Raw genomic sequence first — 18,005 nt, forward strand, 5'->3', positions numbered from 1 at the left:
AGAGCAGATAGTATAAAAAGCAGCAATTAACACAAGAGCTAAAGGCAAATAGCGATCATTGAAATTGTGCCACACAATGACAAACTCACTCGAAATTGTTCCGGTGATAGAGTCTGGCAGGGTTTTTCTGCCACAGCAAGCGGTATGATTTTGAGTATGAGATTTTAATGTTCCCAGAAGCCCGTTATGATGCGTTGCAATGAAAATTAACACCAGTGCTTTCAGACCCCAGTTATGGATTAACCAACGAAGTAAAGCTGAGAAATACAGGGCTTTTTCGATTGCATTGAATAGACTTCTTTCAAAATTGGAAAAGAGCAAAAAATTAGTATAAAATCATACATTTAAAAGTATGAGATATGAAGAAACTAAGGAGTTAGATGAAGAGAAGTTTCGTCGTCTGACAGGAGTAAAGAAGGCAACTTTCAACAGGATGGTAGAAATTTTAGATGAAGAAGATAGAAGGAAAAAAGCAAAAAGTGGGCGTAAAAGCAAGCTCTGTATAGAAGACAGGCTACTTATGGCATTGGAATATCTTCGTGAATATCGGACATATTTCCACATTGGTCGAAGTTATGGTATGAGCGAAAGTACGACCTATAAAATCATAAAGTGGATTGAAAATACATTGGTAAAACATCCGGATTTTGCATTGCCAGGGCGAAAAGAGGTTCTAAAAAGTGATATAGAATATGAGGTTTTAGTGATAGATGCAACAGAAACTCCTGTGGAAAGACCCAAAAAAAGCAAAAAAGATTTTATTCAGGAAAAAAGAAAAAGCACAGTATAAAAACACAGATTATTTCGGAAAAAGAAAGCAAAAAGATCATTTGCACGTCTTTTTCAAATGGTAGGAAACATGATTTTCGGCTTTTTAAACCTCAGTTATGGATTAGAAAATAGATAAAAGTATAACTAAGAAGAGGGAAACAGGGTAAACTCGAGTATTTTAGTAATAATAAGAGGTTACCCATGAAGAAAGATATTACAGAACTGTACTGTTGCGTCGAGGATTTTTGTCGTGCGGTAGATGATAATTTTGCAAATAGGTTCTTATCAAACGGCAAAAAACCAACCAGAGTACCAGAAATAGCGCACTCAGAAATTCTAACCATAATCCTATTATACCATAAATCACCATGTAAAAACTTCAAGGCTTTTTATCTTTGTTATCTTCAGTTATTCTATAGATCAGAGTTTTCAAAGCTGCCTTCATATCACAGATTTATTGCCTTAAAGCCGCGAGTTTTGTGGTATTTAGCATTACTTTTGCAATGGTTTTGTGAACAAGCAAAAATGACCGGGATTTCCTACATAGATTCTACTTCAATAGCAGTATGCCATCGAAAAAGAATCTCAAGAAATAAGGTTTTCAAAGGATTAGCAGAGTTAGGAAAGAATACTTACGGCTGGTTTTTTGGTTTTAAATTACATGTAGTAATCAATGAAATAGGTGAAATTCAAGGTGTTACGCTAACCAGAGGTAACGTCGATGACAGAAAACCTGTACCAACTCTAACCAAAAAACTAACTGGACTTTTGTTTGGAGATAAGGGCTATATAAAGAAAGAGCTCTTTGAGAAACTATTCGATAGAGGTCTAAAACTCGTCACTAAAGTGAAAAAAGGTATGAAAAATGCACTGATTTCGCTGAAAGAGAAGATTTTACTAGGGAAAAGATCGATTGTTGAAACGGTTTTTGGCTGCCTAAAAAACAAATTTGAACTTGAGCACACTCGGCATAGATCCACAGTAAATTTCTTGGTACATATTTTTTCTACCCTCATTTCTTATTCAATGCAATCGAAAAAGCCCTGTATTTCTCAGCTTTACTTCGTTGGTTAATCCATAACTGGGGTTTTAAGGAGTCAAAAGTGCACATACTACCAAGTATCAAAGTCCTAGCAGATAGCGGTTACAGAGGTCTACAAAAAATTCACGCAAATGTTGAATTGCCACATAGAAAAACGAAAAAGCACCCATTGACTAAGAAACAAAAGCAAGAAAATCAAGAGCTTGCAAGCAAAAGAGTTGTGGTTGAGAATGTAATCGGTTTGCTTAAAAGATTTAAAATTATTGCAGATAAATATCGCAATCGGCGAAAACGTTTTGGATTGAGATTCAATTTGATAGCTGGAATTTACAATCTAGAGTTGATGATGTGAATTTTGAAAGAGGTCTAATAAGAAATGAGGGTAGAAAAAATATGTACCAAGAAATTTACTGTGGATCTATGCCGAGTGTGCTCAAGTTCAAATTTGTTTTTTAGGCAGCCAAAAACCGTTTCAACAATCGATCTTTTCCCTAGTAAAATCTTCTCTTTCAGCGAAATCAGTGCATTTTTCATACCTTTTTTCACTTTAGTGACGAGTTTTAGACCTCTATCGAATAGTTTCTCAAAGAGCTCTTTCTTTATATAGCCCTTATCTCCAAACAAAAGTCCAGTTAGTTTTTTGGTTAGAGTTGGTACAGGTTTTCTGTCATCGACGTTACCTCTGGTTAGCGTAACACCTTGAATTTCACCTATTTCATTGATTACTACATGTAATTTAAAACCAAAAAACCAGCCGTAAGTATTCTTTCCTAACTCTGCTAATCCTTTGAAAACCTTATTTCTTGAGATTCTTTTTCGATGGCATACTGCTATTGAAGTAGAATCTATGTAGGAAATCCCGGTCATTTTTGCTTGTTCACAAAACCATTGCAAAAGTAATGCTAAATACCACAAAACTCGCGGCTTTAAGGCAATAAATCTGTGATATGAAGGCAGCTTTGAAAACTCTGATCTATAGAATAACTGAAGATAACAAAGATAAAAAGCCTTGAAGTTTTTACATGGTGATTTATGGTATAATAGGATTATGGTTAGAATTTCTGAGTGCGCTATTTCTGGTACTCTGGTTGGTTTTTTGCCGTTTGATAAGAACCTATTTGCAAAATTATCATCTACCGCACGACAAAAATCCTCGACGCAACAGTACAGTTCTGTAATATCTTTCTTCATGGGTAACCTCTTATTATTACTAAAATACTCGAGTTTACCCTGTTTCCCTCTTCTTAGTTATACTTTTATCTATTTTCTAATCCATAACTGAGGTTTGTAATACTCCATCCGAGTCTTTTGCTTGCTTCAAACTTTTCGATAAATTGCTTTTTAATTTCTTCCTCTGATGTTATAGAACTTATGCTAATTTTGCTGTGGATATCTATTTCAATAATATTGCAACTTACCACTTCAATTGTATCTGTTAAAATCCTCACATCCTCCCTGTTTAGCTGATTTCTGACAATTTCTAGTAATTCTTTTGGCGGTATGCCAGTTGTGGATAATTGTGTTGATAAGATTGAAACTTGTACTTTTCCTGGTACCAGAGATTCTACTAATGCATCTTTTACTCTCATATCCGCTAATAATGCATAATACCGATAATTTCCTCCTGTGCTCCAACCTATTATCTTTGCTTTAATTCTTTTTCTAAATCGTTCATCATCTTCTTCTTTTTCCCTTTCTACACCATAAAACTCAGCTAAATTATCAAGATCTTCTCCTGTTGCAAATTTTAGTAAATTGCTTTTTACCGCTTCATTTATTCTTTGTCTCAGCAAAAGTTCTCGCCATGCTGCTACTTCTAAAATCCTTATCGCTGGGTCACTTTCTACTAATGCTGTAAAACTTGCGTCAAGCTTCACCAACTCTTCCTTCATCCGAGAAAAAATCTCTTCAAAGTTCAGTGGTTCAGGCTGCTGCATTTTTAAACAACTACTCCATTAATATTTATGAACTTACCTTCTGAAAGATAGACACCTTCTAAATTCAATGTTACTCTCCCTTCTTTAACTTCAGCAATCTTTACTTTTTCTAACTTAAATCTCCTCTCAAATTTCCCCAGTGCTTCTGCTGTTGCTGCGTAAATTTCTAGTGTTAAATCACGATTAACTGGCTTATCTACTATAGTACTTTTCATAATAGTCCAAATAAGGTAAAATAAGGATTTGTAGTAGTGAAGGTAGGTATGCCAGCAGCATATAGTTATGACTTAAGGAAAAAAGCAATGGAAGCTCTAGACGAGGGAGAAAGCAGAGAAACAGTGGCAGCAAGATTTAAAATTGGACGAACTACTTTGTGGGAGTGGCAGCAAAGAAGAAAAGAAACAGGTGACTTTCAATCAAAAAAACTTGGAAATGGAGGTTACAATCACAAAATTACCGACTGGGATGCCTTTGCTAAATTTGCCAGAGAAAACGGAGGAAAGACTCTATTGGAAATGGCTAAACTTTGGAGCAACGTTAGTATCCAAACTATCCACCGAGCCCTGAAAAAAATTGGATTTACACGCAAAAAAAGACCTATGGGTACAAGGAAAGAAGCGAAGAAAAACGTGCTAAATTCTTGAAAATTATAGCAACAAAAGAACCTAAAAACTTAGTGTATATAGATGAGTCTGGCATTGACAACACTGAAGACTACCCCTATGGATATTGTCAGAAGGGACAGCGGTTTTATGCCCTAAAATCTGGGAAGAAAACTCAACGAATCAGTATGATTGCAGCTTTAAGTGAAAGAAAAATAGTTGCTCCATTAACCTTTGAAGGCCACTGTAATATGGATATTTTTAATGGATGGTTTGAGCAATTTTTGATACCGACCTTGGAACCTGGACAAACTGTCATTCTTGACAATGCTACTTTTCATAAGTCTGATAAGATCATTAAGCTTGCTAAAGGGATTGGTGCAGAAATTTTGTATCTGCCACCGTATTCTCCAGATTTTAACAAAATTGAACATCATTGGTTTGCTATAAAAAACAGAGTCAGGAAAAACATTCCTCTATTCAAGTCTTTTCGTCATGCTGTTGATTCTGCCTTTCTATGATCTGTTCGGATTATTATGAGAAGTGCTATAATTCAAATAGCCTGGATCCATAATCCCTTCTCATTATTCTACTGTTAATAGGAGTGGTCAGTATATCAATTATCGATTGCTTTAAGTGCTCTATTCCTTCTAACTCTTTCCCTGTTTTAGCATCCATACCCTTCATTTCTATTTTGCAAAGACGCTTTCACTGCCTTTTATTACTTTAAACCCACATGAAACTATATCTCCTACTCTTCCTACACTAAGACCATTTGCAAACACTGTTTTTGATACTTGAATCATTACTTTTCCTTCACTAAAACTGTCTCCTTGTCTACATATTGACTTACCGTTTACAAAAACATTATTACTGCCGCTAATACAGAAATGTGGTATAGCTTCTCCACAGTAGTCTCCTAACCTCACTATTCCTTTGTTCAATTTAAGTCGATCCTTTCTGCTTTCAGTTTTATTCCACTTTTTGTCATTTCTATGCTCGATTCTCCAGCTTTCAGTGTTATTTTATCTACTACTTCAATCTCTAAATGATGTTTATCTTTATCGTATGACAACTTTGTTCCATCTTGAAATGTTAAGCTACTCACCTCTTTTTTATTTTCTGGTGCAGAGTACTTTTGTTGATATATTCCAAGAAGTACTACTCCTAAAGATAATTCTCCCAGCGGGGAAAGTATAACTACTTGCTCATCAATATCTGGCGGACACCAATCTCTATCTTTTCCTGCTTTACTTGTTATCCACGGTAAATAATCTGTTAAAAATTCTCCTATTTTCACTCTTACTTTTGCTTTTTCATAATCTATTTCTTCTACAACTCCTATACGAACAATGTTGGCCAATTTCCTCTGTAATTCCGAAATTGCAAAATTATTTTCTAACATTTATTTCACCGATTTCTATTTTGTGTGGCCTAAATTTTCCTTTTTCCCAAATAGATCGCCCTACGTGTATTGTATGCACCCACTCTACCATCCACACTAAATATGCATCTAATTCGGGTCTAAATCCATCAGGCTCTGCAGAAAGAAATTCAGCCGGAGATACATTCTTTTCCCAGGTATTCTTGTTCACTACTCTTGCTACTTCTGCTGCTAATGACCTTACAACTAACGAGGAATCCTCGACTGTTCCATCAACTACAATCCTTGCCTCAAATCTTGCTCTCAGCGCTAATTCCTCTGTTCCAGGATCTTTTCCCGATTCTAAACTCACAAGCTCTACAAATACCGCTGGCGCTACTAATTCTTTCCTTATTGCTGGATAAATTTCACATGTCTGTATAGACGATATTTCTCTCTTCAGCGTAGTGCAGATTGCATTATGCAAATCTTTAAAATTCATACATTTCTTGTAATATCACGTTCAAAGAACTTTTTAAACACTTCCTCAACCTCATAATTAACAAGATTCTCTATTATCCTTGAAGCTTCAGGTTCCAGTGCTAATTTTACCTCTTGTATTGGCAAAGCTGTTCTTCCTTCACGCTTAAAAATACCGCTATTTCCTTTTGGCATAACTGCCGCAAATCCTCCTATAAATTGGTGCTTTCCTACTTTCGATCCTCTTCTTGTTTTTTGTATTTTGCTAATTGTCGATGCTCTAATGTCATAGAGATTCGCTCTAATTAACACGTCTAATCTGCTAATTTTCGCCTTAAAAATTCTTAATCTCTTTCTTATCAAACTTAATTTTATCTTCTTTTCCTCACTGATTTCCTTAGCTGCTTTTGCTTTTAACCATAGTGCTGTTCTATTTAGTGCTTTTATAGCTGCCAGTTTTACTTTCTGCTCTTTTCCGTCAATATTGGAGATTATTTCATTAATATTGTTACTAGTTTTAATATTAAACACTTTCTATTGCCTCAATTTTCCATATTTTACCTGAAGAATCTTTCAATGGTGGTTCAAAAATCTTGTAGAACCTTTTTTCAATCTTGATATAATCGCCTGTGCTAAAGGAAGTAACGTCCTGATCACGTATTTCTATAGAAGCAATTTGCTGAGTTAATGCTCCATCTGCACCTAAAGAGTACGTAGTGTCGGGACGTTTAATTAGCACTTTTATTTTTCGAATACCCTCCTTATTTTTATTACAATATGTGGCTTCCACTCCTAGATACTCAAAACAATCTTCTAGTAATCTCTCTATATTCATCAACTAGAACTAATTTTTACTAGTACTCCAGGTCTGTGGCACATTGGTAAAGGATTTGACTGAGTATGTAAATCGGTCCCTCTATCAAATCTTCTTGGCTCTTGCTTTGCGTATAATGGCTGTCCAAGCGTATTTACTGTCTCATTAAAGTCCGCTGGTGCAAAATATGTCGTAAATGTGCTTGCTGTACCAAGTGGAAAACAGTGTCCTGTATCTCTTTCTATAAATCTTCTTACAGTTCCTTCAGGGTCGGTTGCTTGTCCTCTGTACTCCTCAAATGTTATTCCACAGAACGTAAATCCTGATCTCATATCGTTCCTTAATGCTGCTCCTTCTTGCCATCTCTCATATGCTTCTTTTACTTTGGCATGAGAAGTTAGTGCATCGAAAAACTCTGGACTTACCAGCGCATGAATCCCGGTCATGTACTCACCACTTAAGTTGTCCTCAACATGGCGCAATACTTCCAGACATTTTCGTTTTACATCTGTTGTTGCAGTTCCTAGGGCAAAATTTACTACTTTTGGCGTAATTTCAAATTCGTTGTACAGATTTAATAATTCACTGCCATCTGCGTCCAGAATAATCCCTTTCAGCGCTCCCATTCGCAAATGCTCTAACGTTATTGCATGCTTGTTTCTCATTAGCTGTAAATGGTCAGTTATTACATCTGCCAGCGCTTTAAGTTCACTTTCTGACCCAAATGCCCTTATTCCCTGTACTTCCTCTGGTAACACTACATCATCATGTGGAATATGTGGAATCGTAAATGTTCTTACCTTTCTTTTTCCTCGTTTTCCCACTGTTGCTGGTGCTCCTGGAGATTGTGTTGGTAATAAACTGAGAACTCCTTGGTGTTCTTCTATCGTAATATGACGAAATCTTACTGACCTACTTGGAAATAAATTCAAATTTTCTGTTCGACCATAATTTATCGGCAATATGTTTATCGCATTTGTCAGTGCCGTCATACTAAATGCTGGATTTGTAAATGGATTTTGCATTTTTTTCTCCCTTTTTTCCTATTAATGATGTTTTTAGTAACTCGTTAGACCCCCTTGCGGATAATGATCCCCCGTCCTTCAAGTTGCTTTACTGCTGCAGCTTTCTGCTCTTCAGTGATATTTGCTGGCCACACCACTGCATGATCTGCTAACATTGCTATACGTGTAATGATTACTGCTTTGGTGGTTTCCGTTGCGTTTACATCACTTGTTATCACTCCTATAGCTGTCTGCGTACCATCCGTGGCTGCTAAGTTTATAATTTTAATTAGATCATCTTTATCACGACCAACAACCATGCCAAGCTTAAGGTTTTGCCCCTTTGCTACTGTTATTTGGTCTCTTGAGTATAGATTAGACACTTCATATTTTAGAAGATCGCCTAAATTATTTCCTTCTGTTATGCTTGTCATGTTTTTTCTCCTATATTTGGTTTCTCTTACTTAAAAAAACTGCTTAAGTTTTTCTAAAATTTTGATGTTAAGTTAAAATAAATCTTCTAACGTAATCACTTTGTTGATTATATCTTTTAAGTGCTGGTTTTCAGTTGCTCCGTTTGCAGCAATAAGCACCCAGAATATTTGTTTTCTTGACCTAGCTTTTTCTTTATAAATTGCCTCCTTTTTTCTTAATTGCTCTTTATATTCTTTTGTTATTACATATGGTTTGTCGCTATACTTTATTTCACACAGTATTGTACATCCATCTTCTCGATCAAAAACCAAGTCTATCTGAGCTCCACTTTCTTTACTGTTTTTCTCTGGGTGATATTGCCAATCTCCACATATGACTGCTATATACTCTATACCTAATTTTTTTCTAATTATATTGGCATGTTTAAAACACACTGCTTCAAATGTTTGCCCTGTCCATGTTAGCCAAACTGGTTTTTTTATTGCTAATTCCCAATAGTGAGCATCACTTATTATTGCTCTTTTTGTTATTTCTCTAAATGGCTCAATCCATGTTAAATAGAATAATACATATTCGTCGATTACCCTATAATGTACTCCTCTCTTTCCTTTGTTCAGCGGTAGAAAACCACCTATAAACCCTGCTGCTTCTAAACTCCTTAATTTAGTAGTTAAGCGACCGCCCTCAGCGATTTTAGTCATTTTTATAAGTTCTTTTCTGCTGATCCCCTTTGGCTTTTTTGCAATCACACGAATAATATTTAGATATATCTCCGGTTCTTCGTACAAGGAGTGAAACAGCATATCAAATTCATCAAATAACAAACCTTCCTTCTGAAAACAGATCGCATTAATATTTTGTGCTGCTGATAATCCTTGACTTACTTCCTTAAGGTAGTGTGGTATCCCTCCTATGGCCATATAGATCTGTAATATCTCCTGGTGATTAAGATTGACTCCTAAATACCTTAGATACTCTTTAGTTTCACTTAAGTTAAAAGGCTGCAAAGGTATTCTTGCAGTAATACGGTTATGTAATCCTCCTTTATTATAGATTAAATTTTCTAACATCCATGATGCTGCTGAACCACACACGATCAATATAAGCTTTTTTCGATATGTCCAGTATACATTCCAAAAGTGTTCCAGTGCTCCTAAGAAACCAGATTTTCGTGCAGCAAGCCATGGCAACTCATCAAAAAATAAAACAACCTGTTCATTTTTATATATATTGTTAATTGCAAGAGTTATTTGATAAAATGCATCCATCCAGCTTCTTGACAAAGCCATTTTAGCACCATTATAAAAAGCTCTAGATAATGATTCTGCAAAGATCTCAAGCTGCTCCTTTAAATTACCTTTGTTGAGACCTGTCTGCTCAAATAGAATCACTTTATGTTTGCTAAAAAATTGTTTTATTAAATATGTTTTTCCTACACGACGTCGACCATATACTGCAATAAACTCAGCAGATTGGGAACTAAGCTTATTTTCTAGGATGGCTATTTCTTTTTCTCTACCAATTATTGGTTCGTTCATATAATTTACCGCCGCGTTTGTTAGCATTATATACGGCGGTTATGAGATACGCAACTACTAAAATGTCTCAAATGCCAGATTGCGCTCGAGTTCTTGCTACCTGCATCATCAAGTCTTCTGGTGTATTTTGCGGTATTGTACTCAAAATCTCTGTCTTTTTTGTTCTCTCCGCCAGTATCGACATTAATATTTCTTGGGCTTGCTTTGCATTTACATCCTGCTCAATAAATTCTCCTATCTTCTCTGGCATCTTTGATAAATTACATAATCTTATCACCTCTAATACTTCCGTGCGGCACCTCTCGTACCCTAAAACCCCAGTTATGGATTAACCAACGAAGTAAAGCTGAGAAATACAGGGCTTTTTCGATTGCATTGAATAAGAAATGAGGGTAGAAAAAATATGTACCAAGAAATTTACTGTGGATCTATGCCGAGTGTGCTCAAGTTCAAATTTGTTTTTTAGGCAGCCAAAAACCGTTTCAACAATCGATCTTTTCCCTAGTAAAATCTTCTCTTTCAGCGAAATCAGTGCATTTTTCATACCTTTTTTCACTTTAGTGACGAGTTTTAGACCTCTATCGAATAGTTTCTCAAAGAGCTCTTTCTTTATATAGCCCTTATCTCCAAACAAAAGTCCAGTTAGTTTTTTGGTTAGAGTTGGTACAGGTTTTCTGTCATCGACGTTACCTCTGGTTAGCGTAACACCTTGAATTTCACCTATTTCATTGATTACTACATGTAATTTAAAACCAAAAAACCAGCCGTAAGTATTCTTTCCTAACTCTGCTAATCCTTTGAAAACCTTATTTCTTGAGATTCTTTTTCGATGGCATACTGCTATTGAAGTAGAATCTATGTAGGAAATCCCGGTCATTTTTGCTTGTTCACAAAACCATTGCAAAAGTAATGCTAAATACCACAAAACTCGCGGCTTTAAGGCAATAAATCTGTGATATGAAGGCAGCTTTGAAAACTCTGATCTATAGAATAACTGAAGATAACAAAGATAAAAAGCCTTGAAGTTTTTACATGGTGATTTATGGTATAATAGGATTATGGTTAGAATTTCTGAGTGCGCTATTTCTGGTACTCTGGTTGGTTTTTTGCCGTTTGATAAGAACCTATTTGCAAAATTATCATCTACCGCACGACAAAAATCCTCGACGCAACAGTACAGTTCTGTAATATCTTTCTTCATGTGTAACCTCTTATTATTACTAAAATACTCGAGTTTACCCTGTTTCCCTCTTCTTAGTTATACTTTTATCTATTTTCTAATCCATAACTGAGGTCTAAACATCTTCCTTGTTCAATTAGATCATCAATATCTATTGCTTGTTCTTTTATCTCAACTTTGTTCATACTATTACTCCTATAATTATCAATAAATTCTGAAAACGTTGTAATTCCATCAGCAAGACCTATCTCTATTGCTTTCTCACCAAAATATAGCCCTGCTTCCGTTAATTTGATTCTTTCCGTGGACAAATTTCTGTTTCTTGCTATGAGCTGGACAAACATCTCATATAGGCGGTCTACTTCCTCTTGTAAGCTTTCCACACTTTCTGATGTTATCGGCTCATGCGGATTTAAATCGTTTTTTCTCTTTCCTGCAAATACTGTGGTATATTTTATCCCCTGTTTTTTATCAAACCCACTTTGATCGATATGACTTGCTATTACCCCAATGCTTCCTACCCCAGATGTTCTGCTTACATACACCTTTTCAGCGCTAGAAGCTATAGCGTACGCAGCAGAGTAAGCATCATCATTCGCTATTGCTATTATCTTTCTTTCACCCCTCGCTTTGTAAATAAAGTCAGAAAGGTCGAATAAACCGTTTACTTCTCCTCCAGGGCTGTCTATGTCCAAAATTATTGTTTCTACTTCTTCATCTATTAAAGCTTCTTCTATCTCTTCACGTATCTTCTCATACGATGTCATCCCCAACACATCATCAAAAGCTTCTGACTTTTTCGTCAAGATTCCATGTATTGGTATTACTTTTATTCCACTTTCACTATCTCTTGTTACATGTTTTATGTTTTTGAAAATCGGCTGCTTTTTTGGATGTAATGACAATAGATCAAAACTTCTCTGCTCTATCATCATTGGCTTGTTAATCCAAGTCATTTATATTATCTCAGTATTAGTATTAAAATTACCTTGCACGTCAGAATCAAAACTTAAGCCCAGTTCACTCGCACGTCTTTGGTCCTCAGCAATTTCTTGGTCGATTTCTTCTATATCGTAACCCAGCTCTGATACCACCTCTGACCTGCTCTTAAACCCATTTCTTACCGCCATTTGCTGTGCTTGCTGGTCTTTCAGCGGGTCTACCCAATCAAATCCTTGTGGTATCCATTTTACCTCTTTTTTCGTCCATTCTTCGCCTATATCCATTTCTCCGGAAAGTAGGGCTAACTCTATCCATCTATCCCATACTGGCCGGCAAAACTGAAATACCATTATGTTATGCTGTAACATTCCGCACCTCCTACGAAACTCCTGCTCGTATCGATGAATAATTGACACCCGTTAAATCCCCTGTTAGCTGCTCATACGTTATCCCTGTGCCTACTGCTATTGCCCTGAGCTGCTGTTTCATGAATGCTTCATAACTTCCCCCAACATCTGATGGTTCTGAAAATTTTATGTCTTCACCTGGATCAAGTAATTGCATAGTCCCTGGTTCTAAACCTGATAGTGCTACTCCATGCTCATTTGCTTGCGCCTCACCTAAAATATTTGCTTCTGGATCGAGTCTGGTAATAAACCCTGCAAACATTGCTGCTGTCTTTTTTCGTACTAATTCTGCATCATCATATTGATCTAGTTCGTAGAGCTTTAACAGTACTGTAGAAAGCCACGGTATTCCTCTTATTTGCCCAGGTCTAAGTGGTTTATAAATATGTAAAACATCGTTTGCTGGCACTCTCACTGATTCGCCAAACGAGCCTTCACCAGGGTGCTCTCGAAAAAGGTAATACGCTTCTCTTTGTCCCAGTCTATTAAACTCGATCCCGTTTCTTAGAACCTGTTCATAATCTTTTAAGGAGTAAAGAAGTGAAAGCAAGAACGACCATTTGTAAGCTAGTGTTGAGTTTCCGCTCGCAATTTTTCCACAAACGCCTACATTTTTCCAACCAAGCAAAAGAGCGCTCAACAACCCATCTCTTTGGCAGTACAACAAAGGTGTGTAATTCACTTCGCTTTATTACTTCGACCGTCGAACCAATAGTTGCTTTTATTTGTGTTGCAAAATTTTCTCCAGTGTAGCCTGCATCAACAAGTATATTTTTAACTTCAGAGAGTTTTTCTTTAGCATTTTCGACCATTTTCATGGCACTGCTGCGGTCGGTTGCTTCTGCCGTTGTTACATAAATCGCGTGTGGTAAACCTTGTGTATCTACTGCAATATGGCGCTTTATTCCTGAAATTTTTTTACCTGCATCGTAGCCCTTATTTTCAGCAGTATCTGCATTTTTTACGCTCTGAGCATCAATTATACAAAAACTAGTTCTTTCTTTCCGACCATTGCTGATACGTGTCTCTCCAACTAATTTTTTTTAATACACGCTCCAAAGTACTTTCTGTATCTTCGCTTGGTTTTTCACTCCATTTTTTAAAATATTCGTAACAACTTCGCCATTTTGGAAAATCTTTTGGCAGCATTCTCCACTGACAGGCACTTTTTAGGACGTACAGCACTGCACAAAATACATCATACAAATCAAGTTTTCTTGGTTTTGTTTTCTTCCTACTACTCTCCAGAATTGATCTGATTTTTTCAAATTGTTCTCGACTTATGTCACTTGGGTATAAATTTCTCATATATCCTTATTCATATACATCATCTCATAGTTTATCACTTTTTTGAGATTATGAACAGGTTCTAAGGGAAGGAGACGTAGTGGTAGTAGCTCGAGCAGGCGACGTCATTCCAAAGATTGTAGAAGTGGACAAAAAGTTTCGTCCTCGTAATACACCAAAGTTTGTTTTTCCCGATACTTGCCAGGAATGCGGAAGTGCAGTAGATAAATTTGAAGCTAGATGTTCTGGAGGAAACGTTTGCCCAGCACAACAAATAGGAAAGTTAAAACATTTTCTTGACATTAAAGGTTTTGGCGGTAAACAAGTGGAGTTCTTTTATGACCTTGGTTTGATAAGGAAAATATCTGACATTTTTGCTCTCGAAGAAAAACTTGAAAAATTTAACTTAAGTGAGCTAAAGGGGTGGAATGAAAAATCTATATCCAATTTACTGGATTCTATCAATAACAGAAAAACCATAACTCTTGAAAAATTTATATCTTCTTTGGCAATCAGGTTTGTCGGACCGAGTGTAGCAAAAATAATAGCCAAACACTATACATCCTATGAGAGTTGGTATGAGGCTATATCCTATAACAGCAAAGCTCCCGATAAATTAATGAGCATAAACGGTGTGGCTACATATTCCTTGGAGGAATTTTTCTCTGATGAGGACAATGTTGAAATGGTAAGTAATCTTGCTAATCAATTAACTATTCTCCCTGTAGTTAGAAATCCCCCTCTTAGCGGAAAAATAGTGGTTTTCACTGGCAAGCTGTCAAGAGAGAGAAAGGAGATGCAAGCAGAGGCAGAATCTTTAGGTATAAAAGTTAGCTCTAGTGTGTCCAAAAATACGGACTTCTTGGTTGTCGGCTGGGTCGAAATATAAAAAAGCTGTAGAACTGGGTATTAAAATTTTAACTGAGGAGGAATTTAATATGAGAGAAAAATAAACGCTATTGAAGGGTATCTTCGATAGTTGCTAAATTCATGACATCCATTTGCTGGCCTTTTAAGATGCTTTATAGAAGGGTTGATAAAAGATGTATTTAAAACAGCGTCTAAAGTAGAGAATGCGATTCTAAGCCCACCTCTGAAGGTCATTTTTTCTCGAAGCTTAAAAAAACAAGATTTCAATATAAAAACGTTGAACATTTCTTCAGAATTGTGTATAATTATTAATGCTTTTTATCTTACTTTCTTATGGCTTTATCTAAGTTTCTCGATCCAAAAAACAATTTTGCGTTCAAGCGTATCTTTGGCACTGAGAAAAACAAAGACATTCTTATTCACTTTCTCAATGATATTTTAGATCTCACTGGTGAAGCTGAAATAAAAGATGTTGAGTTCCAAAATCCCATTCAAAACCCTAAAATTGCCGCTAAAAAGGAAAGTATTGTCGATGTGTTGTGTAGAGATTCTAAGGGTGTTCAAACAATTATTGAGATGCAAGTCGCCAGAACTACTGGTTTCGAAAAACGCGCTCAATACTATGCTGCTAAAGCTTATTCAGATCAAGCTGACATAGGTGACCAATATGAAGATCTTAAAGAAATTATCTTTATTGCTATCACTGACTTTGTTCTATTCTCTGATGAAGCAGACTACATATCTGACCATATTATCCTTAATAAATTTACTCACAAACATAAACTAAAGGATCTTAGGTTCATTTTCATAGAGCTACCGAAATTTCCAAAAACAAAAGAGGATCAATTAGAAAATATAGTCGAAAAATGGTGTTATTTTTTTCGGTACGCAAATAAGACTAGTGAAGAGGATCTAAAGAAAATAGTAGGGAGTGATGAGATTATTGGCAGGGCTTATAATGAGTTGAACCAATATAGTTGGACTAGGGAAGAACGGGCTATATATGATCAAGCTAAGAAACGTGAGGATGATAATGTATCTTGCCTTAAACAAAAACTTCATGAAGGTATAGAAAAAGGCAGAGAAGAAGGCATCCAAATCGGACATGAAAAAGGCAGAAAAGAAAGGGAATTTGAAGTTGCAAAGAACCTACTTAAAGCAGGAGTTTCTATTGATATTATAGCTCAAACTACTGGTCTTACAGTTAACGAAGTCAAAGACTTAATCTGATTTTATCTTTTGACACCTAGATGAACATCTTTGTACTAGATGAAAACCCAGCAATTGCAGCACAAATGTTGTGCGATAAGCACATAGTAAAAATGCCATTAGAAACTGCTCAATTACTTAGTAGTGTTTTTTCAATAGCACTAAAAGCGCCAAATCCTTTAGTCAGCATCACAGACCAGAATATAGAAGTTCCATATAAACTTACTCACAAAAACCACCCTTGTTCTCTATGGGCTAGACACTCAAAAGGAAACTTTAATTGGTTGATAAAGCATGGAAAAGAATTGTGCATAGAGTATAGCTTACGATACAAAAGAACGCATAAATCCGAAGAAGTGATAGATTGGTGTGATAGTAATAAGGATTTACTCATTTTTCGATCAACTGATATGCAAGCTTTTATACAAGCACTGCCGGATCAGTATAAGTGTAGCAGTCCTATAAAAGCCTATAGAAAGTATTATCTACAGGAAAAGATGAGATTCGCTAAGTGGGAAAATGGCAGAGAAGCACCAGATTGGATAAGTGGCTAAAAACTCACTTAGGGCGGTGTCTCTATGGAAATATTCAAAAAAACATACGCGTCAAGTTAATGGAATATCACCCAACCATTTAAAGTGGGTATCTTGTTTATCACATTTATTTTTTTAGAATTTTTAATCTAAAATCGGGAATGTTCAAAAAAGTGTGTCAAACCGCATTTTTAATTCAACTCAATTTTCAATCTACCAGGAAAGAAAATATCAAGTTGAGATATAGTTAAAGCCCAATTAGGTATAGCCATAATCCAATTTTGCTCTGCCTTTTTTATAGCACAATATACCTGTTTGTACAAGGCATTTGTACTAGTAAATGAGCCCTTAGTTTTAGTGAATTTTCTAATCTGTCTATGCAACCCCTCAATAGGATTGGTGGTATAAATCAGCTTTCTAACTGGCCCAGAATACTTAAAATAACCAGATAAATTTTCCCAATTATTTTGCCACGATTTTATAACCAAAGGATATTTTTCACCCCATTTTTCTTCCAGCTCAAGCAAATAATTCTCAGCGATTTCTTTACTTGAAGCACGATATATTTTCTTCAAATCGTTCATGAAAACTTTCACATCTTTGCTGGATACATATTTCAATGAATTCCTTATCTGATGCACTATACATAGCTGTACTTCTGCTTTAGGAAACACACTATTTATTGCTGCAGGAAAACTTTTTAGACCATCGACGCAGGCAATCAGAATATCCTCTACTCCTCTCTCTTTTAGGTCATTTAATACCCCTAACCAGAAGTTGGCTCCCTCACTTTCGGCTAAATAAAAGCCTAGTACCTCTTTTCTGCCATTTTGATCTACGCCTAATATATTATACATGCATTTACTTACGCAATGCCCGTCCTCCTTAACTTTGAAAAACATGCCATCCATGAACACTATTGGGTACACAGACTGCAATGGGCGACTACGCCATTCGTTGATTACCGGTAGCAATTTGTCGGTAATACTTGATATCTCTGCCGCCGATATTTTGTGATCATAAATTTCCTCAACGTGTGACGCTATATCTCTATAACTCATACCACTGGCAAATGTGCTCAAGATCTTCGTTTCAAGCTCTGGATGTAAGTTTGTTTGCCTTTTTTTGACTATTTGCGGCTCAAAACTTCCTTCTCTATCCCTTGGCGTCAAAAGTTCAAATGAACCGGCACTTGTCCTTAAAGTCTTTCCATTTCTCCCATTTCTTCGATTATTTTCTTCGCTTTCAGCCAACAAGTGATTTTCTATTTCACCTTCCAAACTTGCCTCCAGCAGCTTTTTTATCAATGGTGTTAATACTCCGTCCCTTCCCGTCAGCGGCCTTCCTTCTCGTATAGACGACAGGATATTTGTTTCTAATTCTTTATAATCTACCAATCCAGTAGTTTTATTTGCTATTCTTTGATTCATATGTGAAACCTCCATTTTTTTTATATCAATTTATTACTTTTTTTTCGGTTTGACACACTTTTTTGAACATTCCCCTAAAATCAGATAATTCTTTTAGAAGAATCTATAAATTACTAGATTTATTGCTTAATATCTAAAATAATTTTTACCACTTTTCTTTT

19 protein-coding genes and 6 pseudogenes are annotated in these 18,005 nt (G+C 36.0%); 7 read left to right on the top strand and 18 right to left on the bottom strand.

Annotated features, from left to right (window positions below):
• Positions 1 to 352: 352 nt before the first annotated feature.
• From NBW39_RS07100 to NBW39_RS07110, 3 genes and pseudogenes are all read left to right on the top strand, one after another.
• Positions 353 to 879 (top strand): annotated as a pseudogene (locus NBW39_RS07100) (transposase family protein); the annotation flags it as partial.
• A gap of 93 nt (positions 880 to 972) precedes the next feature.
• On the top strand, positions 973 to 1,845 hold the full coding sequence (locus tag NBW39_RS07105) for an IS982 family transposase (RefSeq protein ID WP_250294632.1): 873 nt from the start codon (positions 973 to 975) through the stop codon (positions 1,843 to 1,845).
• 14 nt (positions 1,846 to 1,859) lie between these two features.
• A pseudogene (locus NBW39_RS07110) lies at positions 1,860 to 2,165 on the top strand (transposase family protein); the annotation flags it as partial.
• 14 nt (positions 2,166 to 2,179) lie between these two features.
• On the opposite strand, the gene NBW39_RS07115 reads toward NBW39_RS07110, so the two are convergent.
• From NBW39_RS07115 to NBW39_RS07125, 3 genes and pseudogenes are all read right to left on the bottom strand, one after another.
• On the bottom strand, positions 2,180 to 3,004 hold the full coding sequence (locus NBW39_RS07115; RefSeq protein ID WP_250295031.1) for an IS982 family transposase: 825 nt from the start codon (positions 3,002 to 3,004) through the stop codon (positions 2,180 to 2,182).
• 95 nt (positions 3,005 to 3,099) lie between these two features.
• Positions 3,100 to 3,750: pseudogene (locus NBW39_RS07120) on the bottom strand (baseplate J/gp47 family protein); the annotation flags it as partial.
• Between the two features lie 2 nt (positions 3,751 to 3,752).
• Positions 3,753 to 4,034: a GPW/gp25 family protein gene (locus NBW39_RS07125; protein ID WP_250295788.1), complete on the bottom strand. Its 282-nt coding sequence runs from the start codon at positions 4,032 to 4,034 to the stop codon at positions 3,753 to 3,755.
• On the opposite strand from NBW39_RS07125, the gene NBW39_RS07130 reads away from it, so the two are divergent.
• A protein-coding gene (locus NBW39_RS07130; RefSeq protein WP_250294642.1) for an IS630 family transposase occupies positions 4,014 to 4,873 on the top strand; the annotation gives its coding sequence in 2 pieces (ribosomal slippage) (positions 4,014 to 4,338 and positions 4,338 to 4,873; 861 coding nt in all). The genes NBW39_RS07125 and NBW39_RS07130 overlap by 21 nt on opposite strands.
• A gap of 28 nt (positions 4,874 to 4,901) precedes the next feature.
• Here the strand turns inward: NBW39_RS07130 and NBW39_RS07135 are convergent.
• The 14 genes and pseudogenes from NBW39_RS07135 to NBW39_RS07200 all read right to left on the bottom strand — a co-directional run.
• Positions 4,902 to 5,039 (bottom strand): annotated as a pseudogene (locus tag NBW39_RS07135) (GPW/gp25 family protein); the annotation flags it as partial.
• A 2-nt stretch (positions 5,040 to 5,041) separates the two neighbouring features.
• Positions 5,042 to 5,296 (bottom strand): PAAR domain-containing protein, encoded by a 255-nt coding sequence (locus NBW39_RS07140; protein ID WP_250295033.1) that lies wholly within the window; start codon positions 5,294 to 5,296, stop codon positions 5,042 to 5,044.
• Positions 5,293 to 5,757, bottom strand: a complete 465-nt coding sequence (locus NBW39_RS07145) for a phage baseplate assembly protein V (protein WP_250295034.1) — start codon at positions 5,755 to 5,757, stop codon at positions 5,293 to 5,295. The genes NBW39_RS07140 and NBW39_RS07145 overlap by 4 nt, the downstream gene beginning before the upstream one ends.
• On the bottom strand, positions 5,744 to 6,217 hold the full coding sequence (locus NBW39_RS07150; RefSeq protein WP_250295035.1) for a hypothetical protein: 474 nt from the start codon (positions 6,215 to 6,217) through the stop codon (positions 5,744 to 5,746). The genes NBW39_RS07145 and NBW39_RS07150 overlap by 14 nt, the downstream gene beginning before the upstream one ends.
• A complete protein-coding gene (locus tag NBW39_RS07155) occupies positions 6,214 to 6,699 on the bottom strand; it encodes a phage tail protein (protein WP_370273782.1) in 486 nt (161 codons plus the stop codon). Before NBW39_RS07155 ends, NBW39_RS07150 begins: the two co-directional genes overlap by 4 nt.
• A 19-nt stretch (positions 6,700 to 6,718) precedes the next feature.
• On the bottom strand, positions 6,719 to 7,030 hold the full coding sequence (locus tag NBW39_RS07160) for a head-tail joining protein (protein ID WP_250295037.1): 312 nt from the start codon (positions 7,028 to 7,030) through the stop codon (positions 6,719 to 6,721).
• Entirely contained in the window at positions 7,030 to 8,034 is a 1,005-nt protein-coding gene (locus NBW39_RS07165; protein WP_250295038.1) for a major capsid protein, read from the bottom strand. Before NBW39_RS07165 ends, NBW39_RS07160 begins: the two co-directional genes overlap by 1 nt.
• A gap of 44 nt (positions 8,035 to 8,078) precedes the next feature.
• Complete coding sequence (locus NBW39_RS07170; protein WP_250295039.1) at positions 8,079 to 8,447, bottom strand: head decoration protein; 369 nt, start codon at positions 8,445 to 8,447, stop codon at positions 8,079 to 8,081.
• 72 nt (positions 8,448 to 8,519) lie between these two features.
• On the bottom strand, positions 8,520 to 9,986 hold the full coding sequence (locus tag NBW39_RS07175) for an AAA family ATPase (protein WP_250295040.1): 1,467 nt from the start codon (positions 9,984 to 9,986) through the stop codon (positions 8,520 to 8,522).
• A gap of 67 nt (positions 9,987 to 10,053) precedes the next feature.
• Positions 10,054 to 10,281, bottom strand: a pseudogene (locus NBW39_RS07180) (S49 family peptidase); the annotation flags it as partial.
• 33 nt (positions 10,282 to 10,314) lie between these two features.
• A complete protein-coding gene (locus tag NBW39_RS07185) occupies positions 10,315 to 11,187 on the bottom strand; it encodes an IS982 family transposase (protein WP_250294632.1) in 873 nt (290 codons plus the stop codon).
• Between the two features lie 65 nt (positions 11,188 to 11,252).
• Positions 11,253 to 12,122, bottom strand: a complete 870-nt coding sequence (locus tag NBW39_RS07190; RefSeq protein ID WP_250295041.1) for a S49 family peptidase — start codon at positions 12,120 to 12,122, stop codon at positions 11,253 to 11,255.
• Positions 12,123 to 13,026 (bottom strand): annotated as a pseudogene (locus tag NBW39_RS07195) (phage portal protein); the annotation flags it as partial. It lies immediately after the preceding gene.
• Between the two features lie 4 nt (positions 13,027 to 13,030).
• Positions 13,031 to 13,823, bottom strand: a protein-coding gene (locus tag NBW39_RS07200; RefSeq protein WP_250294670.1) for an IS5 family transposase whose coding sequence is annotated in 2 segments (ribosomal slippage) — positions 13,031 to 13,558 and positions 13,560 to 13,823 — 792 coding nt in all. Because the reading frame shifts where the segments join, the coding sequence is not laid out codon by codon here.
• A gap of 79 nt (positions 13,824 to 13,902) precedes the next feature.
• Here NBW39_RS07200 and NBW39_RS07205 point away from each other — a divergent pair.
• The 3 genes from NBW39_RS07205 to NBW39_RS07215 all read left to right on the top strand — a co-directional run bounded on the left by NBW39_RS07205 (position 13,903) and on the right by NBW39_RS07215 (position 16,435).
• Entirely contained in the window at positions 13,903 to 14,691 is a 789-nt protein-coding gene (locus NBW39_RS07205; RefSeq protein ID WP_250295042.1) for a BRCT domain-containing protein, read from the top strand.
• A 314-nt stretch (positions 14,692 to 15,005) separates the two neighbouring features.
• A complete protein-coding gene (locus tag NBW39_RS07210) occupies positions 15,006 to 15,902 on the top strand; it encodes an Rpn family recombination-promoting nuclease/putative transposase (RefSeq protein ID WP_250295043.1) in 897 nt (298 codons plus the stop codon).
• 20 nt (positions 15,903 to 15,922) lie between these two features.
• A complete protein-coding gene (locus NBW39_RS07215; RefSeq protein WP_250295044.1) occupies positions 15,923 to 16,435 on the top strand; it encodes a pyrimidine dimer DNA glycosylase/endonuclease V in 513 nt (170 codons plus the stop codon).
• Positions 16,436 to 16,605: 170 nt separating this feature from the next.
• Here NBW39_RS07215 and NBW39_RS07220 read toward each other — a convergent pair whose 3' ends face one another.
• Entirely contained in the window at positions 16,606 to 17,844 is a 1,239-nt protein-coding gene (locus tag NBW39_RS07220; protein WP_250295731.1) for an IS256 family transposase, read from the bottom strand.
• Between the last annotated feature and the right edge of the window lie 161 nt (positions 17,845 to 18,005).

The sequence above is a fragment of the Wolbachia endosymbiont of Oedothorax gibbosus genome (assembly GCF_936270435.1).
GTDB lineage: Bacteria > Pseudomonadota > Alphaproteobacteria > Rickettsiales > Anaplasmataceae > Wolbachia.